23 protein-coding genes are annotated in these 24,943 nt (G+C 70.9%); 16 read left to right on the top strand and 7 right to left on the bottom strand.

Translation table 11 applies throughout. From position 1 onward, the window contains the following. The first annotated feature begins 2 nt into the window (after positions 1 to 2). The 3 genes from JYK18_RS41885 to JYK18_RS41875 all read left to right on the top strand — a co-directional run bounded on the left by JYK18_RS41885 (position 3) and on the right by JYK18_RS41875 (position 2,320). Positions 3 to 833: an LLM class F420-dependent oxidoreductase gene (locus tag JYK18_RS41885; RefSeq protein WP_206809517.1), complete on the top strand. Its 831-nt coding sequence runs from the start codon at positions 3 to 5 to the stop codon at positions 831 to 833. A 46-nt stretch (positions 834 to 879) separates the two neighbouring features. Next, positions 880 to 1,869 (top strand): TIGR03557 family F420-dependent LLM class oxidoreductase, encoded by a 990-nt coding sequence (locus JYK18_RS41880; protein WP_206809516.1) that lies wholly within the window; start codon positions 880 to 882, stop codon positions 1,867 to 1,869. Between the two features lie 202 nt (positions 1,870 to 2,071). Beyond that, entirely contained in the window at positions 2,072 to 2,320 is a 249-nt protein-coding gene (locus JYK18_RS41875) for a hypothetical protein (RefSeq protein ID WP_206809514.1), read from the top strand. Here JYK18_RS41875 and kstR read toward each other — a convergent pair. After that, entirely contained in the window at positions 2,306 to 2,914 is a 609-nt protein-coding gene (gene kstR / locus JYK18_RS41870) for a cholesterol catabolism transcriptional regulator KstR (RefSeq protein ID WP_206809512.1), read from the bottom strand. The genes JYK18_RS41875 and kstR overlap by 15 nt on opposite strands. Positions 2,915 to 3,056: 142 nt before the next feature. Between kstR and JYK18_RS41865 the strand changes: the two genes are divergently transcribed. Both JYK18_RS41865 and JYK18_RS41860 read left to right on the top strand, forming a co-directional pair. Beyond that, positions 3,057 to 5,165 carry an acyl-CoA dehydrogenase gene (locus JYK18_RS41865; protein ID WP_206809510.1) on the top strand — a complete coding sequence of 703 codons (2,109 nt, stop codon included), beginning with the start codon at positions 3,057 to 3,059 and terminating at the stop codon, positions 5,163 to 5,165. 30 nt (positions 5,166 to 5,195) lie between these two features. Next, positions 5,196 to 7,751 (top strand): DEAD/DEAH box helicase, encoded by a 2,556-nt coding sequence (locus JYK18_RS41860; RefSeq protein WP_206809508.1) that lies wholly within the window; start codon positions 5,196 to 5,198, stop codon positions 7,749 to 7,751. Between the two features lie 417 nt (positions 7,752 to 8,168). Here the strand turns inward: JYK18_RS41860 and JYK18_RS41855 are convergent, their stop codons facing one another. Next, positions 8,169 to 8,939, bottom strand: coding sequence for an NAD(P)H-dependent oxidoreductase (locus JYK18_RS41855; protein ID WP_206809506.1), 771 nt, complete (start codon positions 8,937 to 8,939; stop codon positions 8,169 to 8,171). Positions 8,940 to 9,011: 72 nt separating this feature from the next. Here JYK18_RS41855 and JYK18_RS41850 point away from each other — a divergent pair, with 72 nt between their 5' ends. The 6 genes from JYK18_RS41850 (at position 9,012) to JYK18_RS41825 (ending at position 14,733) form a co-directional block, all read left to right on the top strand. Further along, complete coding sequence (locus tag JYK18_RS41850) at positions 9,012 to 9,977, top strand: GlxA family transcriptional regulator (RefSeq protein ID WP_206809504.1); 966 nt, start codon at positions 9,012 to 9,014, stop codon at positions 9,975 to 9,977. Between the two features lie 68 nt (positions 9,978 to 10,045). Continuing rightward, positions 10,046 to 11,083 (top strand): acyl-CoA dehydrogenase family protein, encoded by a 1,038-nt coding sequence (locus JYK18_RS41845; protein ID WP_206809503.1) that lies wholly within the window; start codon positions 10,046 to 10,048, stop codon positions 11,081 to 11,083. Continuing rightward, positions 11,083 to 12,237: an acyl-CoA dehydrogenase family protein gene (locus tag JYK18_RS41840; RefSeq protein ID WP_206809502.1), complete on the top strand. Its 1,155-nt coding sequence runs from the start codon at positions 11,083 to 11,085 to the stop codon at positions 12,235 to 12,237. The genes JYK18_RS41845 and JYK18_RS41840 overlap by 1 nt, the downstream gene beginning before the upstream one ends. 11 nt (positions 12,238 to 12,248) lie before the next feature. Further along, positions 12,249 to 13,175 (top strand): OB-fold domain-containing protein, encoded by a 927-nt coding sequence (locus JYK18_RS41835; protein WP_307796346.1) that lies wholly within the window; start codon positions 12,249 to 12,251, stop codon positions 13,173 to 13,175. After that, on the top strand, positions 13,172 to 13,570 hold the full coding sequence (locus JYK18_RS41830) for a MaoC family dehydratase (protein WP_206809500.1): 399 nt from the start codon (positions 13,172 to 13,174) through the stop codon (positions 13,568 to 13,570). The genes JYK18_RS41835 and JYK18_RS41830 overlap by 4 nt, the downstream gene beginning before the upstream one ends. Further along, on the top strand, positions 13,567 to 14,733 hold the full coding sequence (locus JYK18_RS41825; RefSeq protein ID WP_206809499.1) for a lipid-transfer protein: 1,167 nt from the start codon (positions 13,567 to 13,569) through the stop codon (positions 14,731 to 14,733). The genes JYK18_RS41830 and JYK18_RS41825 overlap by 4 nt, the downstream gene beginning before the upstream one ends. On the opposite strand, the gene JYK18_RS41820 is transcribed toward JYK18_RS41825, so the two are convergent. The 5 genes from JYK18_RS41820 to kstD are packed head-to-tail and all read right to left on the bottom strand — an operon-like array spanning position 14,723 to position 19,741. Beyond that, positions 14,723 to 15,586, bottom strand: a complete 864-nt coding sequence (locus JYK18_RS41820; RefSeq protein ID WP_206809498.1) for a MaoC/PaaZ C-terminal domain-containing protein — start codon at positions 15,584 to 15,586, stop codon at positions 14,723 to 14,725. The genes JYK18_RS41825 and JYK18_RS41820 overlap by 11 nt on opposite strands. A gap of 53 nt (positions 15,587 to 15,639) precedes the next feature. Then, a complete protein-coding gene (locus tag JYK18_RS41815; RefSeq protein WP_206809496.1) occupies positions 15,640 to 16,653 on the bottom strand; it encodes a ferredoxin--NADP reductase in 1,014 nt (337 codons plus the stop codon). Beyond that, positions 16,646 to 16,936: a hypothetical protein gene (locus JYK18_RS41810; RefSeq protein WP_206809494.1), complete on the bottom strand. Its 291-nt coding sequence runs from the start codon at positions 16,934 to 16,936 to the stop codon at positions 16,646 to 16,648. The genes JYK18_RS41815 and JYK18_RS41810 overlap by 8 nt, the downstream gene beginning before the upstream one ends. A 1-nt stretch (position 16,937) precedes the next feature. Then, the gene (locus JYK18_RS41805) at positions 16,938 to 18,071 is read right to left on the bottom strand and encodes a Rieske 2Fe-2S domain-containing protein (protein ID WP_206809492.1); all 1,134 of its coding nucleotides are present in this window, start codon (positions 18,069 to 18,071) and stop codon (positions 16,938 to 16,940) included. After that, positions 18,068 to 19,741 (bottom strand): 3-oxosteroid 1-dehydrogenase, encoded by a 1,674-nt coding sequence (kstD, locus tag JYK18_RS41800; protein ID WP_206809491.1) that lies wholly within the window; start codon positions 19,739 to 19,741, stop codon positions 18,068 to 18,070. The genes JYK18_RS41805 and kstD overlap by 4 nt, the downstream gene beginning before the upstream one ends. A 106-nt stretch (positions 19,742 to 19,847) precedes the next feature. Between kstD and JYK18_RS41795 the strand changes: the two genes are divergently transcribed. Genes JYK18_RS41795 through hsaB form a run of 5 tightly spaced genes read left to right on the top strand, consistent with a single transcriptional unit; the run spans position 19,848 to position 24,928 of the window. Next, positions 19,848 to 21,440, top strand: a complete 1,593-nt coding sequence (locus JYK18_RS41795) for an FAD-binding protein (RefSeq protein ID WP_307796305.1) — start codon at positions 19,848 to 19,850, stop codon at positions 21,438 to 21,440. A gap of 10 nt (positions 21,441 to 21,450) precedes the next feature. Then, positions 21,451 to 22,629: a 3-hydroxy-9,10-secoandrosta-1,3,5(10)-triene-9,17-dione monooxygenase oxygenase subunit gene (gene hsaA, locus JYK18_RS41790; RefSeq protein WP_206809490.1), complete on the top strand. Its 1,179-nt coding sequence runs from the start codon at positions 21,451 to 21,453 to the stop codon at positions 22,627 to 22,629. A gap of 2 nt (positions 22,630 to 22,631) precedes the next feature. Beyond that, entirely contained in the window at positions 22,632 to 23,480 is an 849-nt protein-coding gene (gene hsaD, locus JYK18_RS41785; protein ID WP_206809489.1) for a 4,5:9,10-diseco-3-hydroxy-5,9,17-trioxoandrosta-1(10),2-diene-4-oate hydrolase, read from the top strand. After that, the gene (gene hsaC / locus JYK18_RS41780; RefSeq protein WP_206809488.1) at positions 23,481 to 24,386 is read left to right on the top strand and encodes an iron-dependent extradiol dioxygenase HsaC; all 906 of its coding nucleotides are present in this window, start codon (positions 23,481 to 23,483) and stop codon (positions 24,384 to 24,386) included. It abuts the gene before it with no gap. Beyond that, the gene (gene hsaB, locus JYK18_RS41775; RefSeq protein ID WP_206809487.1) at positions 24,383 to 24,928 is read left to right on the top strand and encodes a 3-hydroxy-9,10-secoandrosta-1,3,5(10)-triene-9,17-dione monooxygenase reductase subunit; all 546 of its coding nucleotides are present in this window, start codon (positions 24,383 to 24,385) and stop codon (positions 24,926 to 24,928) included. Before hsaC ends, hsaB begins: the two co-directional genes overlap by 4 nt. Positions 24,929 to 24,943 lie beyond the last annotated feature (15 nt).

Here is a 24,943-nt window from a genome sequence, read left to right as displayed (position 1 = left end):
ATATGGACTTCGGCATCTCCACGTTCGTGACCGACGAGGGCATCCGCCCCGGCGTGCTCGGCCCGGCGCTGGAGGAGCGCGGTTTCGACTCGCTCTTCCTCGCCGAGCACTCGCACATCCCGGCGAGCCGGGAGTCGCCGTACCCGGGTGGCGGTGACCTGCCGCGGATCTACTACCGCACGCTCGACCCGTTCGTCACCCTCGCCGCGATCGCCGCCACCACCTCGAACCTGCTGCTCGGCACCGGCGTGGCCCTGTTGATCCAGCGCGACCTCTTCCACACCGCGAAGGAGGTCGCCAGCCTCGACCTGATCTCCGGCGGCCGGGTGCTGTTCGGCGTCGGCGCGGGCTGGAACCGCGAGGAAATGCGCAACCACGGCACCGACCCGCGCACCCGCGGCGCGCTGCTGGACGAGCAGCTCCAGGCGCTGAAACTGCTGTGGACCGAGGACGAGGCCGAGTTCCACGGCAAGCACGTCGACTTCGACCCGGTGTTCTCCTGGCCGAAACCGGTGCAGCGACCCCACCCGCCGATCTACATCGGTGGTGAGAGCGAGCGCGCGCTGGAGCGGCTGGCGAAGTACGGAGACGCCTGGCTGCCGCGTCCCGGCACTTCGCCGGCGGAGATCCGGCGGGTCAAGTCCTGGCTGGCCGAGCAGGGCCGCCCGGACGTGCCCGCCACCATCTTCGGCGCACCGGCCAGGCCGGACGACGTGGCCGCACTGGCCGAGGCCGGGGTCGACCGGCTGTCGTTGCTGCTGCCGACGCTGCCGGAGTCGGAAACGCTGCGCAAGCTGGACGAGTTCGCCGCCTTCGCGGGCGGATTCCGGTGAGCGGAGTAGGTTGGCGGAGTACCACGGTGAGAAGGGGTAAGCGTTCGTGACTGAAGTTCAGATCGGCATGGCGGCGGCTTTGGAGCAGTTCTCGCCGCGGGAGTCCATCGAGCTGGCCGCACTGGCCGAGCAGCACGGGTTCTCCGGCCAGATGGCCGCCGACCATTTCCAGCCGTGGGTGCCCGCGCAGGGGGAGGCCTCGTTCGTCTGGAGCGTGCTGGCCTCGCTCGCCGAGAACACCACGGGTGACCTGGGGCCGGGCGTGACCTGCCCGTCGTTCCGGCTGCACCCGGCGGTGGTGGCGCAGGCCGCGGCCACGCTGGAGGCCACCTACCCGGGGCGGACCTGGCTCGGCATCGGCTCCGGCGAGGCGCTCAACGAGCACATCATCGCCGGGTACTGGCCGGAGGCGCCGGAGCGGGTGCGCCGGATGTTCGAGGCGCTGGAGATCATCCGGAAGCTGTTCAGCGGGCAGGACGTCAAGCACAGCGGGGAGTTCTTCAAGCTGCACACCACCCGGCTGTGGACGCTGCCGGACGCGCCGCCGCCGATCTACATCGCCTCGGCCGGGCCGTACACCTCGCGCAAGACCGGTGAGCTGGCCGACGGCCTGATCACGCCGGGTGCCTCGCTGGAGAAGCTGGCCGGCATCCTGGACAACTTCGGCAAGGGCGCGAAGAAGGCGGGCAAGGACCCGGACGCGATGCCGAAGCTGCTGCAGGTCCACCTGTCGTGGGCGCCGACCGAGGAGGAGGCGCTGGCCAACGCGATGGAGCAGTGGCCCAACGGCGGCATGAAGTTCCCGAAGGCCGACGTGCGCTCGCCGTTCGACTTCGAGCAGATGGCGAAGCTGGTGCGGCCGGAGGACTTCGAAGGCCGCATGGTCATCTCGTCCGACCCGGACGTGCACCGCGCGTCGCTGCAGAAGTACGTCGACGCCGGGTTCAACCGGATCTACGTGCACAACGTGGGGCGGAACCAGAAGGAGTGGATCGAGGTCTTCGGCCGGGACGTCCTGCCGAAGCTGCACGCCTGATTGCTATGAGTGGGGCATTACTTGCAATCAACGCAAGTAATGCCCCACTCATAGCATTCGCCACCCGGCGCCCGGTGACGGTCTGTGGCAGGGACGGGTGGACGCGCCAGAAGAGGTCGTGCGGCCCGGCTGGGCACCGTCGACGGATCTGTGGCGGTTCTCACCGGGAGACCCGAGGTGCGGTGAAGTTATCGCGGAGGTGTTGCGCGAGCAGGCCGTGCCGCTGTTGCTGCGCCTCACCGACCGTGCCGAGTTCCTGGCCATGGTCCGCGACCCGGCGAAACCGCTCGCCTCGGGCCTCGGCCATCCGATCATGCTCATGGTCGACGGAGGCCCGTCGCCGGAACTCGATGCCGAAATCGCCTACTACGAGGCGCTGGACCCCGTGGGATGGCCGGTCGGACCGGAAATCGTGGCGTGGGTGCGGGCGCGAGCCTCACTTGTCCAGTAGCAGGTGCACCGAGAGTTCGAGGCGGTTCGCCACGTCCGCGGCCGACGCCCGCCGGGTCACCCAGGCGACCAGGTTCGCCATCCAGACGTCGGCGATCACGTGGAAGATGTCGCGGTCGGCCTCGGTCGGGTCGTCGATGCCCATCGCGGTGGCGAACATGTTCTCCATCAGCCGCCCGACGTGCTCGACCTCGGTGGCCGCGGTGGTGTCGGCGAACATGAACGCGCGCACCATCGCCTCGGTCAGGTGCGGGTCGCGCTGCATCAGCCGGGTGTTGCGCCCCAGCACGAACATCAGCCGCTCGGTCGGCGTGTCGCCGGGGATGGCGCCGCGCTGCAGCTTCTCCTGCGCGCGCTCGAACTCCCTGGCCAGCCCGGAAACCAGCAGGTGGATCTTCGACGGGAAGTACCGGTACAGGGTGCCCAGCGCCACGTCCGCGCGTTCGGCGACGGCCCGCATCTGCACCGCGTCGTAGCCGCCCTTGGAGGCCAGCGCCAGCGTGGCGTCGACGATCCGCTTGCGACGGTCGCGCTGGGCGGCCGAGCCCAGCTCGTCGCCGTTCAGCGTGCCCATGGGGGCCTTCTGCTTGGCCATCGGGCGGCTCCCCCGGTCCGGTCGAAACTTGTTCCAATTCTTCCCTGGAGAATACCCAACCAGACCGGGGGTTCAAACCAGGGGCCTTGACGGCCTAAAGTGAAACACGTTCTACTTATCGGCGTGAACGTGGAGGTGGACCGTGCCGATCGCCATCACCGAGGAGCAGCGGGCGCTGGCGGACTCGATCCGGGCGTGGGCGGCCGATGACCACCCGGTGGAACGCCTCCGCGCGGACGGCGCGTCCCCGGCCTGCCTGGCCCCGCTCGGGCGCATCGGCCTGTTCGCGGTAGCCGTGCCGGAGGCGCTCGGCGGCGCGGGAGCCGAGGTGGCCGACGCGGTCGCCGGCCTCGAGGCCACCGCCGAAGCGCTGGTGCCGGGACCGGTTTTCGGCGGCCTCCTCGCCGCGCTGGTGCTCGGCCGGGCGGCGGACACCCCGGCGGCCAAGGAACTCGTGCCCGCGCTGGCCGACGGCTCGGCGACCGCGGCGGTGTCCTGGTCCCCGCTGACCGCACTGCCCGGAGTGGACGGTGGCCTGCTGGTCACCGGCGAAACCGCGCCCGTGCTGGACGCCGGTCCGGCCGCGCACCTGCTGTTGACCGCGGGGGACCAGTGGTTCGTGCTGCCGCCCGGCTTTCCCGGCGTGGAGATCACCGCCGTCGAATCGATGGACACCTCCCGCGCGCTGGGCGTGATCCGGCTCACGGGCGCGGCTGTGCCCGCCGACGCGCTGATCCCCGTATCGGGTGATGTCCGGGCACTCGCGGCCGCGCTGGCCGCCGCCGAAGCCGCCGGCATCGCGCAGTGGTGCCTGCGCACGGCGGTCGACTACGCCAAGGTCCGCGAGCAGTTCGGTCGCCCGATCGGGTCGTTCCAGGCGATCAAGCACCTGTGCGCGGAAATGCTCTGCCGGGCCGAGGCCACCGCCGCGCTGGCCTGGGACGCGGCGCGCGCGGCGGACGGCGGCCAGCGGGAGTTCACCGCCGCGACCGCCGCGGGGTTCGCGCTCGACGCCGCGGTGGAGAACGCGAAGGACTGCGTCCAGGTGCTCGGCGGCATCGGCTTCACCTGGGAACACGACGCCCACCTGTACCTGCGCCGCGCGATCACCATGCGCCAGGTGCTCGGCGGGGGCGCGTACTGGCGGCGCCGGGCCGCTGAACTCGCGCTCGGCGGAGTCCGCCGCCAAGGCGACTCCACCACGGCCTCCGACCCGGAAATCCGGGCGCTGGCCGAGGAAATCGCCGCGTTGCCCCGTGCGGAGCAACGCGTGAAGCTGGCGGAGACCGGCCTGCTCGCTCCACATTGGCCGGAGCCGTACGGCCTCGGCGCGACCGCGGCCCGTCAGCTGGTCATCGACGCCGAACTGGACCGCGCGGGGGTGACCCGGCCGGAGTTGATCATCGGCGCCTGGGCCGCGCCCACCATCCTGGAGCACGGCACCGACGCGCAACGCGAGAAGTACGTCGGGCCGACGCTGCGCGGGGAGATCACGTGGTGCCAGCTGTTCAGCGAACCGGGCGCCGGTTCGGACCTGGCTTCCCTGCGCACCAAGGCGATCCGGGCCGACGGTGGCTGGCGGATCTCGGGGCAGAAGGTGTGGACCTCGCTCGCGGACAAAGCCGACTGGGCGATCTGCCTGGCGCGCACCGATCCGGACGCCCCGCAGCACCGCGGCATCACCTACTTCCTGGTCGACATGCGCGCCGACGGCATCGAGGTCCGGCCGCTGCGGGAGATCACCGGGGAAGAGCGGTTCAACGAGGTGTTCCTCGACGACGTCTTCGTGCCGGACGAGCAGGTCGTCGGTGCGGTGAACGGCGGCTGGCGGCTCGCGCGCACCACGCTGGCCAACGAACGGGTCGCGATGGGCTCGGGCACGCTGGTCGGCGAGGGCGTGGAACGACTGGTCGAGCACCTGCGCGGCACCGAGGACCCGGTGCTGCTGGACCGGCTCGGCGCGCTGATCGCCGAGGGGGCCGCCGGTTCGCTGCTGGGACTGCGCGGCACGCTGCGGCAGCTGGCCGGGCAGGACCCCGGCCCGGAATCCAGCGTGCGCAAGCTGATCGGCGTGCGGCACCGGCAGGAGGTCGCCGAGACCACGATGGAAGTCGTTGGCCTGCAAGGGGAAGCCACCGCGGCGGCGCAGTACGAGTTCCTCGTCTCGCGGTGCCTGAGCATCGCCGGCGGCACCACCCAGGTCCTGCGGAACGTGGCCGCCGAACGCCTGCTGGGCCTCCCTCGCGCGTAATTGTCGGGGGCGCGTCCTACGGTGACCGCCATGGAGCTCGCTCCCGGAACCCAGGCCCTCTTCGTGCCGTCCGACCCGCCTCGCGACGGTGTGCTCGCCCTGTGGGGGCACGGCGGCGGTGACACGCCGATCGACCTGGTCCTGCCCAAGGACCAGGCCTACCGCCGCACCCAGGTGGCCGCCTCGGTGCTGCCCGTGGCCGAGGCGGTCCGCGTGCTGCTCGGCGCCGGTGAGCACGCCAGCGCCACGGTCACCGCGTGGGCCGAGGTGGTGGCGGCCGGGCTGAACCTGGTCGCCCGAGGCCGGGTCGAGCCGGACGGCACGAGTTGGCGGGCCGGGCCGCTCGAAGTGGACGACGCGCTGCGGCTGACCGAGCTGGCGGAAGCGCTGCCGCCGGAGGCGCTCGCGCTGCCGTTGTCGGGGCTGAAACGGGTCCGGCTGCACTCGCCGGAGTCGCTGGTGCGGGCGGTCTGGGACGCCATCGCCGATCTGCTCGCCGAGAACGAGTCCGTGCGCCTGGTGTTGCGGGTGGAACCGGTGGACGACGGTTTCGCCGGGGTGCTCGCGGTGCGTGGGAGCGATCCGGGGTTGGTGCTGGACGTGGCCGAGTTCGGCGAGGCGCCGGAAGTGGTGCGCTCGTTGTTCGGTGAGCACGTCCAGGTGCGGGTGGCGCTGGCGTTGCGGCGTGGGGCGGTGGCGTGGCCGCCGCTGGCGCGGGCGGTGGGCGGGGTGGTCGAGCTGGCCGATCACGAGGTCGTGGCGTTGTTGCGCGGTGGCGGTCCGCTGGGCATCGAGGTGCTGTGGCCGAAGGATCTGTTCGAGGGCGTGCCGAAGATCCGGGCGTCGGTGCGGGTGCCGTCGGATTCGCCGGCGCAGCTCACGCTGAGCCGGATGCTCGACTTCCGGTGGCAGGTCAGCATCGGGGACGAGGACCTGACCGACGCCGAGGTGGCCGCGCTGGCCGAGGCGAAACGCCCCCTGGTGCGGTTGCGGGGGCGTTGGGTGCGGGCGGATTCGCTGCTGCTGGCGAGGTTGCGGGCGCGGGCGCCGGTGAGCGAGGCGGACGCGCTGGCCGCCGCGCTCACCGGATCGCTCGAAGTGGACGGTGAGCAGGTCGAGTTCGCCACGCCGTCGGTGCTCACCGGCCTGCTGGAGCGGATCCGCGCCGCGCCCGAGGTGGTGGTGGAGCCGCCGGAAGGGCTGCACGGCACGCTTCGCCCGTACCAGCTGAGCGGGCTGGCGTGGCTGGTGCGGATGACCGAGCTGGGGTTGGGCGGGTGCCTGGCCGACGACATGGGGCTGGGCAAGACGATCCAGCTGATCGCGCTGCACCTGCACCGGCGGGCGGGGCCCACGCTGGTGCTGTGCCCGGCGTCGCTGCTGGGCAACTGGGAGCGCGAGTTCGCGCGGTTCGCGCCGTCGGTGCCGGTGCGCCAGTTCCATGGGGGCAAGCGCAGCCTCGACGGGCTGGCCGGGAACGAGGTGGTGCTGGCCACCTACGGGGTGCTGCTGCGTGATCGCGCGACACTGGCCACAGTGGACTGGGGACTGGTCGCCGCAGACGAGGCGCAGCAGGTGAAGAACGCGCTGTCGAAGACCGCGCGGGAGTTGCGCAAACTGCCCTCGGCGGCACGCATCGCGTTGACCGGCACGCCGATGGAGAACCGGCTGTCCGAGCTGTGGTCCATTTTGGACTGGACAACGCCGGGGCTGCTGGGCACCGCCGAACGGTTCCGGCAGCGGTTCGCCCGGCCGATCGAACGCCACGCCGACCAGGCGGCGACCGATCGGCTGGCCGCGGTGGTGCGGCCGTTCCTGTTGCGGCGGCGCAAAACCGACCCGGACGTCGCGCCGGAGCTGCCCGCCAAGACCGAGACCGATCTGTTCGTGCCGCTGACCCGCGAGCAGGTGACCTTGTACGAGGCGGTGGTCAGGGAGAACCTGGCCGCGATCAAGGACACCAGCGGCATCACGCGGCGGGCGCAGGTGCTCAAGCTGCTGACCGAGCTGAAGCAGATCTGCAACCACCCGGCGCAGTACCTGAAGGAGCCGGGTGCGCTCGACGGCCGGTCGGGAAAGCTGGCGGCGGTCGAGGAGTTGCTGGAGGTGATGCTGGAGGCGGGGGAGCAGGTGCTGGTGTTCAGCCAGTACGTGGCGATGTGCCGGTTGCTGGAGGGGTGGCTGCGCGAGCGGGGGCTGCCGGTGCAGGTGCTGTCGGGTTCGGTGCCGGTGGGGGAGCGGGACCGCATGGTCCAGCGGTTCCAGTCGGGGGAGGTGCCGGTGTTCCTGTTGTCGCTGAAGGCAGGCGGGGTCGGCCTGAACCTGACCCGCGCGACGCAGGTAATCCACTACGACCGCTGGTGGAACCCGGCGGTGGAGGACCAGGCGACGGACCGCGCGCACCGGATCGGCCAGGAGCGGCCGGTGCAGGTGCACCGCCTGATCGCCGAAGGCACCGTGGAGGAACGCGTCGCCACCCTGCTGGCCAGGAAACGCGCCCTGACCGACGCCATCATCGGCCACGGGGAAGACTGGCTAACCTCTCTGAGCGATGCGGACCTGGCCGCCCTGGTCCACCTGACCTGACCCGCGGCCCCTCAACCGAGCCTCCGGCGCGCCTGCTCACCTGACCCGCGCCTCCCCGCGCCCTGAGTCTCCGGCGCGCCTGCTCGCCTGACCCGCGCCCCGCCCGCACCCAGCCCCGCGCCTCCCCTCACCTTGAGCCTCCGGCGCGCCTGCTCGCCTGACCCATGCCTCGCCCGCACCCAGCCCGCGCGTCCTTGCCTGGCGCCCTTGCCCGCCGCGCCTCCTCATCTGCGGCGCGCCCCTCACCTGAGCCGTGCCTTCTCGCTTCCGGTGCGCCCGCGTCTGGTGCTGTGAATGTGGCTTTCACTGCCGAATCCGCAGTGAAAGCCACATTCACAGCGCGGCCGGGAGGCGGCCAGGAGGGCGCGGCCGGGAGGGCGTGGCTGGGCGGAGTGGCCGGGGGGCGAGGGCGTGGAGTCAGACCGAGTGGTAGTGCACCCCGAGGCCCGTCGAATCGGGGGAGTGGTGCGGCAGCAGGACCAGGTCCGAGTCGTAGTCGCCGCCGTTTTGGGTGCGGTACGGGAGGGGCGCGTCGGTCCCGGCGGTGAGGACCTTCGAGCGGACCAGGGAGGACGCCGCCTCCAGCTGAGCGGGGTTTACCCGGTCCGCACCGTAGATGGCCACCGGCGGGAGCACGTCCATCCCCGTGTACCACAGAGTCCCGTGCAGCAACGGGAAAAGCGCCAGGTCCAGCTGCCCGTTGATCCCCCTCGGCCCGAACGCCGGTTCCCGGCTGCCCGCGGTCAGCACCACCAGCGCCCGCTTCCCGGCTAGCACGCCCTCGCCGTACCGCAGGGTCCGGCCGGACGACGGGTCGCTCACGCCGTACCCGAAGCCCTTCACGAAAACCCGGTCCACCCAGCCCTTCATGATCGCGGGCATGCTGTACCACCACAGCGGGAACTGCAGCACCACGGTGTCCGCCCAGCGCAGCTTCTCCTGCTCCGCACGGATGTCGGCGCTGAGCGTGCCGTCGTCGTAGGCCTGCCGGGAGGCCGCGGCGATCGTCCGCGAAGCGGTCTCCTCCGGGAAGTCGTCCCGGTCGACCACGGCCTTCCACTTCATCGCGTACAGATCCGACATCCGGACCTCGTGGCCGGCCTCGACCAGCGCCCGCACGCCCTCATCACGCAGCACGCCGCTGAGCGAGGCCTGGTCCGGATGCGCGAAAACCCAAAGCACGTTCATGACCCCCATCCTCCGAACCACCGGCCCACCAGCACGAGTGGCCCAAAGGACAACATGTGCCAGAATTGGGCCATGTCACGCGTCGCCGCTCTCGTGCGTCACGGGGTGATGCCGCTGGAGCTGGGCATCGTGCACCAGATGTTCGGCCGGGCCGCCGCGCCCGGCGGCGAGCCCCTCTACGAGGTCGTGACCTGCGCACTCACCCCCGGCGAGGTCCGCACCGACGCCGACTTCCCGATCCACGTCGACGCCGGGCCGGAGGTGCTGGAGAAGGCCGACACCGTCCTCATCCTCGCCTCCCACGAGCCCGACGAGACCGAGACCGACGGCCGACTCTCCGCCGAGCTGGCCGACGCGTTCGCCCGCATCCGGCCCGGGACGCGCATCGCTTCGATCTGCACCGGCGCGTTCGTGCTGGCCGCCGCCGGGTTGCTCGACGGCAAGCGGGCGACCACGCACTGGAAGTCGGCCGAGGACTTCCGCCGCCTGTACCCGCGCGTCGACCTGGACCCGGACGTGCTCTACACCGACAACGGCGACGTGCTCACCTCGGCGGGCGAGGCCGCGGGCATCGACCTCTGCCTGCACATGATCCGCTGCGACCACGGCGTCGCGGTGGCCAACGAAGTGGCGCGGACCACAGTGGTGCCGCCCCACCGCGAGGGCGGCCAGGCCCAGTACATCCCGCGCCCGGTACCGGCGGAGCGCGCCTCGGCCACCGGCGGCGCGCGGGCCTGGGCGCTGGCGCACCTCGACCGGCCGCTCACCCGCCACGACCTGGCGAAGCAGGCGTCGATGAGCGTGCGCACCTTCACCCGCCGCTTCGCCGACGAGGTCGGCATGCCCCCGGCGCGCTGGCTCACCCAGCAACGCGTCGAACGCGCCCGCCAGCTGCTGGAGGAGACCGACCTCCCGGTGGACCGCGTGGCCGAGAAAGCAGGCTTCGGCACGGCCTCCTCCCTGCGCCAGCACCTGCAGGCCGCGCTGGGCGTTTCGCCGAGCAGTTACCGGACGACCTTCCGCGGGGGCTTGCCGTAGCACCGGATCCGGGCTAGAACTAGAACAGGTTTCAGTTTGATCCCGGCGCAAGGAGCAAGGAGGCCCGAGTGGACTTCACCCCCGGTGCGCACGAGGCCGCGGTCACCGAACTGGCGGCGCAGATCCTGCGTGGTGAAGCCGATTCCTGGCCCGCGCTGGCCAAGTCCGGCCTGCTCGCCCTCTCGCTGCCCGCCGACCTCGGCGGGGACGGGCTCGGTGTCGCCGAAGTCTGCGCCCTGCTCACCGAGATCGGCCGCGCCGCCGCGGACGTCCCGGCCCTGCCCGCGCTCGCCCTGGGCGCGTTGCCGCTCGACGCCTTCGGCACCCCCGAACAACGCGCCGCGTTCCTGCCCGGCGTGGGTGACGGCACCGAAGTGCTTACCGCCGCGCTGCACGAGCCGTCGGCACCGTTCCCGTCGCGACCGTCGACCACGGCGTCGCAGGCGAACGGCGGCTGGCTGCTCAACGGCATGAAAACCGCGGTACCCCGCGCCGCCGAAGCCACGCGGATCCTCGTGCCCGCCTCGCTGCCGGTCGGCACCGGCGTGTTCCTGGTGGATCCGAAGGCACCCGGGGTGACCGTCGAGGAGTCGTACCACTCCGGTGGCACCCCCGAGCACCGGCTGACCTTCGCGGAAGTCCCGCTGGACGAACGGAACCTGCTCGGCGGCACGCTCGACGGCGTGCACCGGTTCGCCATCGCCGGCACGCTCGCCACGCTCGACGGCCTGCTCGCCGGCGCGCTGGAGCTGACCACCCAGCACATCGGGGAGCGGGTGCAGTTCGGCAGGCCGCTGGCCGCCTTCCAAGCCGTCGCCCAGCAGATCGCCGACGTCTACATCGCTTCGCGGACCGTGCACCTGAGCACCACCTCGGCGATCTGGCGGCTGGCGACCGGCCGCGACGCCGACGAGGAACTCGACGTCGCCGCGTACTGGGCCACCGAGCAGGTGCCGCTGGCCATGGGCATCTGCCACCACCTCCACGGCGGCCTCGGCGTGGACACGAGCTATCCGATGCACCGCTATTCGGCCGCCGCCAAGGATCTCGTGCGGTTCCTCGGCGGCCACGCACACCGGCTCGGCGAGCTGGCGGGGAGGGCCTGATGCACCTCGAACTCACCGCGGAACAACAGCAGCTCCGCGACGAACTGCGGGCGTACTTCGCCGGCCTGGTCTCACCGGAGGAACGCCGGGCGATGGTGCGCGAGCGCCACGGCAAGGTGTTCCGGGAGATCGTGCGGCGCATGGGCCGCGACCGCTGGCTCGGCGTCGGCTGGCCGAAGGAGTACGGCGGCCGCGGCTTCGGCGAGCTGGAGCAGCACATCTTCGCCGACGAGGCGGCGCGCGCCGAAGTGCAGCTGCCTTCGGTGACGCTCCAGACCGTCGGCCCCACCCTGCAGGCGTTCGGCACCGACGAGCAGAAGGAGTTCTTCCTGCCGAAGATCCTCGACGGCGAACTGCACTTCGCGATCGGCTACACCGAACCGGAGGCGGGCACCGACCTCGCCTCGTTGCGCACCACCGCGGTCCGCGACGGTGACGAGTACGTGGTCAACGGCCAGAAGATCTTCACCACCGGCGGCCACGACGCCGACTACGTCTGGCTCGCCGTGCGCACCGATCCGGACGCGCCCAAGCACAAGGGCATCTCGATCCTGATCGTGGACACCACCGATCCCGGCTACAGCTGGACGCCGATCATCACCTGTGACGGTGCCCACCACACCAACGCCACCTACTTCTCCGACGTGCGCGTGCCGGTGAACCGGCTGGTGGGCGAGGAGAACCGGGGCTGGCGGCTGATCACCACGCAGCTCAACCACGAGCGCGTGATGCTCGGCCCGGCCGGGCGCATCGGCGGCCTGTACGACCGCGTGCGGGCGTGGGCGGCGGCGAACTCGCTGCTGGACCTGCCCGACGTGCGGGCCGTGCTGGCCGAGACGCGCGCGGTGACCAGGGTGAACGAACTGCTCAACTGGCAGGTGGCCTCGGTGGCCAAACCGTCCGGTGTGGACATCGCGGACGCCTCGGCGACCAAGGTGCTCGGCTCGGAGCGGGTGCAGCGGATCGGCAGGCTGTGCGAGGAGGTGGTCGGGCGGCACGGGGACCTCGCCGATCCGGAGACCGCCGAACTGGCCGAACTGCTCGACCGGCTGGCCAAGCGCAACCTGGTGCTGACCTTCGGCGGCGGGGTCAACGAGGTCCAGCGCGAGCTGATCGCCACCGCCGGACTGGGGTTGCCGAGGGTGCCGCGATGACGGGAGCGAGTGTGGAGATCGAGGCGGCGGCCGAGCGCATCGCGGCGGGTGGCGAATCCGCCCGGCGGTTCGCCCGCGACCCGGTGAACCAGGGCATGGTGAACAACTGGGTCGAAGCCATCGGCGACACGAACCCGGTGTACGTGGACGAGGAGTTCGCCGCGAAGTCCGTGCACGGCGGGATCGTGGCACCACCGGCGATGGCGCAGGCGTGGACGATGGGCGGCCTGCACGGCAAGCGCGCCAGCGACGACCCGCTCGGCGCGATGATGTCCATTTTGGACGAGGCGGGGTTCACCTCGGTGGTGGCCACCAACTCCGACCAGACCTACCACCGCTACCTGCGCCCCGGTGAGCACGTCTCGGCCACCACGCTGCTCGAAGGGGTCAAGGGGCCGAAGAAGACCGCGCTCGGCGAAGGCTGGTTCGTCACCACCAGGACGAACTGGTACGTGGGCGAGGAACTGGTGGCGGACATGGTGTTCCGCGTGCTCAAGTTCCGCCCGCGCGAGCAGCCGCGGCCGAAGGTGGTCGACGCGCCGGGGGCCGCCGTGCTGCGGCCGGTGATCAGCCAGGACACCGAGTTCTTCTGGGAGGGCACCAAGGCCGGGGAACTGCGCATCCAGCGCTGGGGTGACGTGCTTCGCCACCCGCCGGGCCCGATGCCGCCGGACGGCGACCTGGACGCCGTACCGGACTACGTGGTCGCCTGCGGTCGCGGCACGGTCTACAGCTACGTGGTGCACCACCACCCGCCCGTGCCGGGCAAGGAGCTGCCGTTCGTGGTCGCGCTCGTCGAACTGGAGGAAGGCGTGCGGGTGCTCGGGGAACTGCTGGAGGCGAAGCCCGAGGAAGTCCACATCGGACTGGCGGTCGAGGCGGCGTTCCTCCGGATCGACGACGAGCTCACCCTGCCCGCCTGGCGGGTGGCCCGGTGACCGCCGTGGTGGGCACCGAGCTGCCCGAGCTGAAGATCGAGCTCACCCCGACCTTCGTGATCAGCACGGCCATCGCCACCCGCGACTTCCAGGACGTGCACCACGACCGGGACGCGGCGATCACCCGCGGCTCCCAGGACATCTTCATCAACATCCTCACCGACAACGGACTCGTGCAGCGGTTCGTCTCCGAGTGGGCCGGGCCGGAGGCGCTGATCCGCTCGATCAGCATCCGCCTCGGGGTGCCGTGCTACGCCTACGACACGCTCGTGCTCTCCGGCCGGGTGGCCGAACGGGACGGTGACGAGGTGGTCGTCGAGGTGACCGGCCGCGGGGCGCTGGGCGACCACCTCAGCGGCACCGTGCGGGTCGTGCTACCAGGGGAGAGGGCATGACGTTCTCGCGCACCACCGCCATCGCCGGGATCGGCGCCACCGAGTTCTCCAAGGACTCCGGCCGCAGCGAACTGCGGCTGGCGGCCGAATGCGTGCGCGCCGCGGTCGCCGACGCCGGGCTTCAGCTGTCCGATGTGGATGGTCTGGTCAGCTTCACCATGGACGCCAACAGCGAGATCTCGGTGGCCAGGGAGCTGGGCATCGGCGAGCTGACCTTCTTCAGCCGGATCCACTACGGCGGTGGTGCCGCGGCGGCGACCGTGCAGCAGGCGGCACTGGCCGTGGCGTCCGGGGTGGCCGAGGTCGTGGTGGCCTACCGCGCGTTCAACGAGCGCTCGGGGCACCGCTTCGGCCAGGTGTCCGCGGGAGCCGCGCAGCAGGTGAACTCGTCCGGGGTGGACAACAGCTTCCACTACCCGATGGGCATCGCCACGCCCGCCGCCACGGTGGCCATGCTGGCCAGGCGCTACCAGCACGAGTACGGCGCCACCAGCGAGGACTTCGGCCGGGTGGCGGTGGTGGACCGCAAGCACGCGGCGACCAATCCGCACGCCTGGTTCCACGGCAAGCCGATCACCCTGGAACAGCACCAGTCGTCCCGCTGGATCGCCGAACCGCTGCGGTTGCTCGACTGCTGCCAGGAGAGCGACGGCGGAGTAGCACTGGTGATCACCAGCGCCGAGCGCGCCCGCGACCTGCCGCACAAGCCCGCGTTGATCGCCGCGGCGGCCCAGGGCAGCGGGACCGGCCAGTACGTGATGACCAGCTACTACCGCGACGACCTCGCCGCCCTGCCGGAGATGGGCGTGGTGGCGCGGCAGCTGTGGGCCCAGTCCGGGCTCTCACCGTCCGAAATGGACGTCGGGGTGCTCTACGACCACTTCACCCCGTACGTGCTGATGCAGTTGGAGCAGCTGGGTTTCTGCGGCCGGGGCGAGGCGAAGGACTTCATCGCCGACGGCAACCTGGAACTGGACGGCTCGCTCCCGCTCAACCCGCACGGCGGGCAGCTCGGCGAGGCCTACATCCACGGGATGAACGGCATCGCCGAGGGCGTGCGCCAGCTGCGCGGCACCGCGGTCAACCAGGTCGACGGCGCCGAGCGAGTGCTGGTCACGGCGGGCACCGGCGTGCCGACCAGCGCCCTCGTGCTCACGTCGTAGCGCTCAGCGCGCCTTCCGACAGCACCACCGCGTCGTCCCGTTCGGGAACCGTGGCCACCACGACGAACCGGCCGTCCTCACGCCAGATCGAGGTGCGCAGGGTTTCGCCGGGGAACACCACCCCGGCGAACTTCGCCGACCACGAGCCGACGGCCGCCGGGTCGCCGTCGAGCACGGCGTCGGTGACCACCTTCGCCACGATCCCGTAGGTGCACAGGCCGTGCAGGATCGGCCGGTCGAACCCGGCACGGGCGGCGAACGCCGGGTCGGCGTGCAACGGGTTGCGGTCTCCGCACAGCCGGTACAGCAGCGCCTGCTGCGGCAGTGTCGCCGTGTCGACAACGAGATCCGGCTCGCGCTCCGGGGCCAGGACCTTCTCCGTGCTGCCCCGGTGCCCGCCGAACCCGCCCTCGCCCTTGGCGAAGATGCTCGACCGGGCCGTCCACAACGGACTGCCGCGCTCGTCCAGGGTGACCGTCTCGCGGAGGATCACCGCGGCCTTGCCCTTGTCCAGCACGTCGACCACCTTCGTCCGCGAGGTGGCCTTGCCCGCCACTGGCAGCGGCCGGTGCGCGATCACCTCCTGGGTGCCGTGCACCACCTTGGTCAGATCGATCGACACCCCGGGGAAGACCACCGTCGGCGGCTCGGTCCAGTGGAAGGAGGCGGCTACGGTGGCGAAGGTGGGCAGCACCCGGAGGTCGTCCTCCAGCACGTACCGCAGTTCACGCGGGTCGGCCGGGTCGGCGCCCGCGCCGAGCGCGAGGTGGTAGAGCTGGACGTCGGAGGCGGTCCAGGAGAACTGCTCCTCGCCGAGTTCCGCGCCGATCGCGACAGCCGGGTCGATGGGCATGCGCACCACTCTCTGTTGTCTGCTCGGGGGACGACCCCCGGACCCCCGAACTACTATTGGTAGCTGACCGAAACCTCATCCGTGAGCGGAACCGACTGGCACGCCAGTACGATGCCCTCGTCGAGGTCGTCGGAATCGAGTACTTCGTTGTTGAGCATCTTCACCTTGCCCGAGACCAGGCGGCAGGCGCACGCGCTGCACTGCCCGGCACGGCAGGAGTAGGGCGCGTCGAGCCCGGCGTCCAGCAGCAGGTCGAGCAGCTTGCGTTCCCGTGGCCAGGCCAGGGACCGCTGCTCGCCGTCGAGGTCGACGTGCACCGTGGCGTCCGGCTCGTCCGACGGTTCGGCGAGCTCCTCGGCCACCTCCTCGAACGGGTTGCCGTCCAAGGACAGGAACTTCTCGACGTGGATCAGCTTGCGGTCCCAGCCCAGCGCCTTCAGCCCGGTCTGCGCGGCCTCCATGAACGGCTTCGGTCCACAGAGGAACGCGGGACGGCCGGGGAAGGGCGCGGCCAGCGCCTGCAGCTGTTCCACCGACGGCAGGCCCTGCACGGATTCGAGCCAGTGCACCACGGTGAGCCGGTCCGGCATGGCGGCGGACAGCTCGCGCAGCTCCCGCGCGAAGATCACCGACTGCTCGTCGCGGTTGGCGTACACCAGCAGCAGCCTGCCGGTTCCCTTGGCCAGCACGGACTTCACGATGGACATCACCGGGGTGATGCCGCTGCCCGCGGCGAACAGCAGCAGGTCGGCGTCCAGGTCCGGCGGGCTGAACAGGCCCGATGGCGGCAGCACCTCGATCTCCGCGCCCGGCCGGACGTTGTCGCAGATCCAGTTCGACGCGTACCCGGTGCGCTTCACCGTGACCGTCAGCGGATCACCGGTGTGCGGTGAACTGGACAGTGAGTAGCAGCGCGCCACCGAACCGCAGCGGTCGCTGGGCACGCGCAGGGTGAGGAACTGGCCGGGCCGGTAGTCCATGCCGGGGGCCGATTCGAACACCAGCGAATGCGCCTCGGCGGTCTCGGCGATCACGTCCGCCACCCGCAGGCGCCGGACCTCACTCACCGGCCACTCCCAGCGCGCCGGCCCGGACGTCCTCGTCGATGCTGCGCTGGAGTTCCGCGCAGGTGTCCTGGAGCGCGGCGGGCCGGTCCGAGGCCGCGTACACCGGGCACGCCGAGCTGTCCGTGGTCCACTGGATGCTGGTGTGCTTGGGGCTGTTCTTCTTCACCAGCACCCGGACCGCGCAGGTCCGGCAACCGACCGGCGCCAGCCCGCCGCTGAGGAACTCCCTGGTCTCTTCGGCGGAGGCGACCGGCGAACCGAAGGCCGTGTAGGGCGGGGCCACCTCAGACCTCCGCCTCGGCGGCCTGCCTGGCCAGGTTCTCCTGTACCTCCACCGCCCACACCTCGTTGGCCCTTGTGGTGTCCACTTCGAACTCGAACCGCTGGGTCATCTCCGGGGTGACGTCGGCGACGTCCACGTAGAACTGCTCGTACCACCGGCGGAGCTGGTAGACCGGACCGTCCTCTTCGCACAGCAGCGGGTTGTCGATGCGCGACTTGTTCCGCCAGATCTCCACGTCCTGCAGGAAACCGACGCCGATGCTCTTGGCGAACTTGCCGGCGATCTTGTCCGCCTGCTCGTCGCTGACCCCGGGCAGCTTCTTCACGCTGACGCCCCACTGCAGCACGAAGGAGTTCTCCGAGACCGGGTAGTGGCAGTTGATCAGCACGTTCTCGATCTCGAAGCCCTTGTAGGTGTTGAGCAGCGTGTTGATCATGTAGGACGGGCCGTAGTAGGAGGCCTCCGAGCGGAGCAGGTTCTCCTCGCCGCCGTAGTTCGAGGCCATGCCCATGTCCGGGCGGCCCTTGGTGTTCAGGTACTGGGTGGCGATGTGGCCTTCGAACACGTTCTTGAAGTAGGTCGGGAACGCGTAGTGGATGTAGAAGAAGTGGGCCATGTCGACCATGTTGTCGATGATCTCGCGGCAGTTGGAGTTCTCGATCAGCACCGAGTCCCAGGTCCAGTTGCTCCACTCGCCGCTGAAGATGCCGTCGATGCGCGGGATCGCCAGCTCCGGCGGCGGCGGGTTGCCCTCCGGGTCGTGCCAGACGAACAGCTGCTTGTTCTCCTCGACCGTGGTCCACGACCGGGTGCGCGCCCGCAGCGGAACCCTTTTGGCGTAGGGGATCGACTTGCACTTCCCGTCGCCGCCCCAGCGCCAGTCGTGGAACGGGCAGGCGATCTGGTCGCCCTTGACCGTGCCCTGGGTCAGGTCGCCGCCCATGTGCCTGCAGTAGCCGTCGAGCACGTTCAGCTTGCCGTCGCTGGACTGGAACACCACCAGCTTGGTGCCGAAGGCGTTGATGGCGTGGGGTTTCCCGTCGCGGAAGGTCTCGGCGAGGCCGAGGCAGTGCCAGCCCCTGGCGAACCGGCTCGGCGGGGTCCCGGCGTCGATCGTGCGAAAGCTCTCGGTCATCGCGTACCTCCGGTTCGATTCTTGGCCGCGAGGTCCTCGGCCGCAAGGTAGCCGAAGACCATCGCCGGCCCGATGGTCGCGCCGGGCCCCGCGTAGGTGTGGCCCATCACCGCGGCGCTGGTGTTGCCCGCCGCGTACAGCCCGTCGATCACCGAGCCGTCCGCGCGCAGCACCCTGGCGCGGGTGTCGGTCAGCAGCCCGCCCTTGGTGCCCAGGTCGCCGGGCACCACGCGCACCGCGTAGTACGGCGCCTTGTCCACCGGGCCGAGGCTCGGGTTGGGCTTGTTGAGCGGGTCGCCGTAGTAGTGGTCGTAGGCGCTCTTGCCACGGCCGAAGTCCTGGTCCACGCCGTCGCGGGCGAAACCGTTGAACCGGGCCACGGTGGCTTCGAGGCGGTCGGCGGGCAGCCCGGTCGCTTCGGCCAGTTCGCGCAGGGTGGCGGCCTTCGCCGCGATACCCGCCTTGTACCAGCGGCCGGGCAGCGGCTGGCGCGGGCCGAGCCCGGTGAACATGTACCGGTTGCGGTTGCGCTGGTCGAAGATCAGCCAGCAGGGCACGTTCTCGCCGGGGCCCTCGCCCTGGCCGTGCTCACCGCCGTACATCGCGTGCACGGCTTCGACGTAGGGCGCGGATTCGTTGACGAACCGTTCACCGCGCTCGTTGACCAGCAGGCAGCCCGGCCGGGAGCGCTCGGCGAGGGCGAACCACGGCCCGCCGGTGAGCGGGATGGACGGGCCCCACCACGCGTCGTCCATCAGCTCCGTGGTGGCGCCCAGTTTGAGGCCGGCGAGAATGCCGTCACCGGTGTTCGCCTCGGCGCCGACCGTCCACTCGGTACCGATCGGCGCGCGCTGGTACTTGGCCCGCATCTCGGCGTTGCGCTCGAACCCGCCGCACGCCAGCACCACGCCGAGCCTGGCCCGGATCTCGGTGCCGCCACCGACCACCACGCCGGTCACGCGATCGCCCTCGGTGCACAGGTCCACCAGCGGGGTGTCGAGCCGGACCGGCACGTCGGCGCGCAGCAGTCCGGCGCGCAACCCGGCGGAGAGCGCCTGGCCCATGGCGAGCTGGCGCTTGCCGGTCAGCCTTCCCGCCAGCCAGCGCGCACCGAGGCGGAACACGCGCAGCAGGCCGCGCGGGTGCCGGGCGAGCAGGCTCAACCAGCGGTAGTCGGCCTGCATCAGCGGCACACCGGCGGGCGGGGCGCTGTACGGCGGTTCGAGGTTCTTGAGCTCGTCCCCCAGCACCCTGGCGTCCAGCGGTTTCGGCTCGGCGGACCGCCCGCCGGGCCGGCCACCCGGGGCTTCCGGGTGGTAGTCGGAGTACCCCGGCACCCAGCACAACCGCAGCGGTGTCTCGCGGTGCAGGAACTCGATCACCTCGGGACCGCGGTCCAGGTAGGTGTTCCGCCGCTCGGCGGGCACCACGTCCCCGACGATGGCTTCGAGGTAGTCGCGCGCCGGCTCGGGGGGTTCGTCGATCCCGGCCGCGCGCAGCGCCTCGTTGCCGGGGATCCACACCCCACCACCGGACCGGGCGGTGGAACCGCCGTACTTGGCGGCCTTCTCCAGCACCACCACGCTCAGTCCGTGCCGGGCCGCGGCGAGTGCGGCGGTCATGCCGGCGGCACCGCTGCCGACCACCACGACGTCGAACTCGTCGGGCATTCGAGCCTCCCGTGTTACTGGAACGCGTTATAGAAATGCAGACAGCTGGTGGCTGCACTATCGGTCACCATAGACGAGAACGTGTTTCAGTTCTAGGCTGCCGAGGGTGACCGGACCTCTGCAAACCGATGTCGTGGTGGTGGGATTCGGAGCCGCGGGCGCCTGCGCCGCGCTGTCGGCCGCCGAAGCCGGTGCCGACGTGCTGGTGCTCGACCGCTTCCAGGGCGGCGGCGCGACCGCCATCAGCGGCGGCGTGGTCTACGCGGGTGGTGGCACCGCGCAGCAGCGGGACGCCGGGGTCACCGATTCGGTGGACGCCATGTACGCCTACCTCCGGCTGGAGGCCGGGGACGTGGTGAGCGAGCGGACCCTGCGTGCTTTCTGCGAGGGCAGCGTGGAGATGATCCGCTGGCTGGAGGGTCACGGCGTGCCGTTCGAAGGCAGCTTGTGCCCGCAGAAGACCTCGTACCCGGGCAACAAGCACTACCTCTACTACTCGGGCAGCGAGGCCTCCGGCGCGTTCCGCGACGTCGCCGCGCCCGCGCCGCGCGGACATCGCGCGCGAGGACGCGGGACCTCCGGAAAAGCCCTGTTCAAGCCGCTCGCGGCGGCGGTGCGCAGGCGTGCGGAGGTGCTGCCGCAGACCCGCGTCCAGCGCGTGCTCCAGTCGGCCGACGGCACGGTGACCGGGCTGATCGCGACGACCCTGCGTGACGCGCCCGGCTGGGCGAGGGCGCTCCACCGGGTGCTCGGCCAGTGGTCCGCGAAACCCGGGATCTATGTGCCCGCGCTGCGGAAACTGCTGAACCGCCGGGTGAACGCGATCGAAAGTCGGTTCGCGCGCGAGATCGAGATCTCCGCACGCAGCGTGATCCTCACCGCGGGTGGCTTCATCGCCAACCGCGACTGGGTGCGCGAGCACGCGCCCGCCTACCGGGGCGGCCTGCAACTCGGCACCGCGGGTGACGACGGTTCGGGCATCGAGCTGGGCCGGTCGGCCGGGGGCGCGACCGCCGAACTGGGGCGCGTCTCGGCGTGGCGCTTCCTGACCCCGCCGAGCGCGTTCCTCGGCGGACTGCTGGTCAACGAGCGCGGGCAGCGGGTCATCGACGAGTCACGGTACGGCGCGGCGGTGGGGGAGGAGCTGATCACCCGCCACGGCGGCAAGGGCTGGCTGCTGCTGGACGAAGAGCTGATCCGGCGGGCACGCGCGCAGGGTGACGTCCAGTGGTTCCAGCGGCTGCAGACGCTCTACCTGCTCAAGCGCGGGCGGGTGACCGGTGGCTCGCTCGCCGAGGTCGCGTGCCGGGCCGGGATCGATCCGGACGGGCTGGCCGAAACGGTGGCCGCCGCGGCCGCGATACCCGATCCGACGGGCAAGCCGGCCGACTTCGCGCACCGGCTCGGGCAGCCGCCGTACTCGCTGGTCGACGTGTCGATCCGGCCGAGTCTGGCCTTCCCGTGCCCGATGCTCACCCTCGGCGGGCTGGTGGTGGACGAGGACAGCGGACTGGTGCTCGGCGGCGACCGGCGCCCGATCCCCGGCCTGTACGCCGCGGGCCGGACCGCGGTAGGAATCTGTTCTCGTTCCTACGTCAGCGGGCTCTCGCTGGCGGACTGCGTGTTCTCCGGCCGCCGTGCTGGGAACCACAGTGGGCGGACGCTGCGGGAACTCGACAAAAACGAGAACGTGTTCTAGTCTTGGCGCTATGACAGAGTCGAGTGTCGGCGGTGTGCTGGCCGGGGTTTCCGAGCTGCTTCCCGTGCTGCGGGAACGCGCACAGGAGACCGAGGACGCCCGCCGCATTCCCGAAGAGTCGATCAAGGCGTTGCAGGAGACCGGTTTCTTCAAGCTGCTGCAGCCCAAGCCGTACGGTGGTTACGAAGCCGACCCGGTTTCCTTCTACACCGCGGTGAAGCTCATCGCCAGCGCCTGCGGGTCCACCGGCTGGGTGGCCTCCATCCTCGGTGTGCACCCCTGGCACCTGGCGTTGTTCGACGCCCAGGCGCAGGAGGACGTGTGGGCGCACGACCACGAGGTCCGGCTGTCCTCCTCCTACGCCCCGATGGGCAAGGCGAAGGTGGTTGACGGGGGCTACCGGCTGAGCGGGCGGTGGAGCTTCTCCTCCGGCTGCGACCACGCCACCTGGGTGCTGCTGGGCGCGCCCGCCTTCGACGCCGACGGCAAGCCGGTCGACTTCTGCACCTACCTGCTGCCGATCGCCGACTACACCATCGAAGACGTCTGGGACACCGTGGGCCTGCGGGGTACCGGGAGCAACGACATCATCGTCGACGACGTGTTCGTCCCGGCGCACCGGGCGCTCAGCTTCATGGCCACCTCGAAGTGCCGGACCCCCGGCCAGGCGGTCAACCCCGGGCCGCTGTACCGGCTGCCCTACGGTTCGGTGCACCCGTCCACCATCACCGCGCCGATCATCGGCATGGCGCAGGGCGCCTACGACGCGCACGTGGAGTTCCAGCGCAAGCGGGTGCGCGCCGCCTACGCCGGTGAACAGTCCAAAGAGGACCCGTTCGCCAAGGTGCGGATCGCCGAGGCGGCCAGCGAGATCGACGCGGCCTGGCTGCAGCTGACGCACAACATCGACGAGCTGTACCAGCTCGCGGTCGCCGGGGAGAAGCTCCCGTTCGCCACCCGGCTGCGGGTCCGCCGCGACCAGGTGCGCGGCACCGAGCGCGCGATCTCCGCGATCGACCGGCTCTTCGAGAACTCCGGTGGCCGCGCGTTGCAGACCGGTACGCCGATCCAGCGGTTCTGGCGGGACGCGCACGCGGGCCGGGTGCACGCGGCGAACGACCCCGAGCGCGCCTACACGATGTTCGGCACCGGCGAGTTCGGGCTCCCGGTGGAAAACGGGATGGTGTGACGGTGACCGAAGGCCAGTACGCCCAGGTGACGCCGGAACTCCGGCTGCACTACCACGAAACCGGGGCCGAGCACGAGGAAACGGTGATCCTGCTGCACGGTGGCGGGCCGGGTGCCTCGGCGTGGAGCAACTTCGGCCGCAACCTGCCGGTGTTCGGCAAGGCGTTCCGGACCATCGCGGTGGACCAGCCGGGCTTCGGCCGGTCGGACAAGCCGACCGAGCACCCGCAGTACTTCAAGCACAGCGCCGACGCCGTGGTCGCGCTGATGGACGAGCTCGGCATCGAGCGCGCGCACCTGGTGGGCAACTCGCTCGGCGGTGGCGCCGCGGTCCGGCTGGCCTTGGACCACAATGGACGCGCGGGCAGGCTGGTGCTGATGGGGCCGGGCGGGCTGAGCGTGAACCTGTTCGCGCCGGACCCGACCGAGGGCGTCGGCAAGCTCGCCGCGTTCGGCGCGAAACCCACCCGCGAGAACATGGAAGCCTTTCTCCGGGTGATGGTGTTCGACCAGTCGCTGATCACCGATGAGCTGATCGACGAGCGGTTCGCGCTGGCGAGCGCACCCGAGTCGCTGGCGGCGATGCGCGCGATGGGCGCGTCGTTCATGCGGCCGGACAGCTACGAGCAGGGCATGCTGTGGCGTGACGTCCACCGCCTGCGCCAGCGGGTGCTGTTGATCTGGGGCCGCGAGGACCGGGTGAACCCGCTCGACGGCGCTTTGGTGGCGTTGAAGAACATTCCGCGCGCGCAGCTGCACGTGTTCGGCCGCTGCGGGCACTGGGCGCAGCTGGAGAAGTTCGACGAGTTCAACCGGCTCGCCATCGAATTCCTCGGTGGAGGTGTGGGGTAAATGGGCATCCGGTCGCTGGGATATCTGCGCATCGAGGCCACCGATCTGGCGGCCTGGCGCGAGTACGGGCTCAAGGTGCTCGGCATGGTCGAGGGCAAGGGCACCAATCCCGACGCCCTCTACCTGCGGATGGACGACTTCCCGGCACGGCTGGTGATCGTGCCGGGGGAGACCGACCGGCTCGCGCAGGCCGGCTGGGAGGTGGCCAACGCCGCCGAACTGGAGGAGGTCCGCCAGAGCCTGGCCGCGCACGAGGTGCCGTTCAAGGAGGGCACCGCCGAGCAGCTGGCCGACCGGCACGTGGTGGAGATGATCACCTTCGACGACCCGTCGGGGAACACCCTTGAGGTCTTCCACGGCATCGCGTTGCAGCACCGGCGCGTGGTGAGCCCGTACGGGCACCGGTTCGTCACCGAGGAGCAGGGCCTCGGCCACGTCGTACTGTCCACTCACGACGATGCCGCCGCGTTGACCTTCTACCGCGACGTGCTGGGGTTCCGGCTGCGCGACTCGATGCGCTTGCCACCGCAGTTCGTCGGCAGGCCTGCCGACGGCGAACCGGCGTGGCTGCGGTTCTTCGGCTGCAACCCGCGTCACCACAGCCTGGCGTTCCTGCCGATGCCGGTGCCGAGCGGGATCGTGCACCTGATGGTCGAGGTGGAGAACACCGACGACGTGGGGCTGTGCCTGGACCGCGCGCTGCGGCGGAAGGTGCCGATGTCGGCGACGCTGGGCAGGCACGTCAACGACCTGATGCTGTCGTTCTACATGAAGACCCCCGGCGGCTTCGACATCGAGTTCGGTTGCGAAGGCAGGCAGGTCGACGACGACAACTGGATGGCTCGCGAGAGCACGGCGGTTTCCTTGTGGGGTCACGACTTCTCGATCGGGGCGCAGCAGCAGTGACCGCGACGGCGGCGATCGACGCGGCGCGCTTCCGGGCGGTGCTGGGGCACTTCTGCACCGGCGTCGCGGTGGTGACCGGGCACGACGGCAGCTCGCCGGTCGGGTTCGCCTGCCAGTCCTTCGCCGCCCTCTCGCTCGACCCGCCGCTGGTGTTGTTCTGCCCGGCGAAGACCTCCGGCTCGTGGCCGGTCATCGAACGCAGCGGCTCGTTCGCGGTCAACGTGCTCTCGGAGGAGCAACAGGAGCTCAGCGCGGTGTTCGGGGCACGCGGCGCGGACAAGTTCGCCACCGTGCCCTGGCGCCCCGGCCCGTCGGGCTCTCCGGTCCTGGAGGGTGCACTGACCTGGTTGGACTGCGACGTGGAAACCGTGCACGAGGCCGGTGACCACTACGTCGTGATCGGCCGGGTGCGGGCGCTGGGCGCCGAATCCCCGGACCACGGCTCACCGCTGCTGTTCTACCGGGGCCAGTACGCGGCCACGCGCCCGCGGACCGAGGTCGAGCGCCTGTTCAGCTGGCCGCGCCCCGACGACTGGCTGTAGTCCGGCGGGGGTTCC

It is taken from the genome of Amycolatopsis sp. 195334CR (assembly GCF_017309385.1).
Lineage (GTDB): Bacteria > Actinomycetota > Actinomycetes > Mycobacteriales > Pseudonocardiaceae > Amycolatopsis.
Note: the sequence above shows the minus strand (reverse complement) of the source record. Positions and strands in the feature narration are given on the sequence as shown.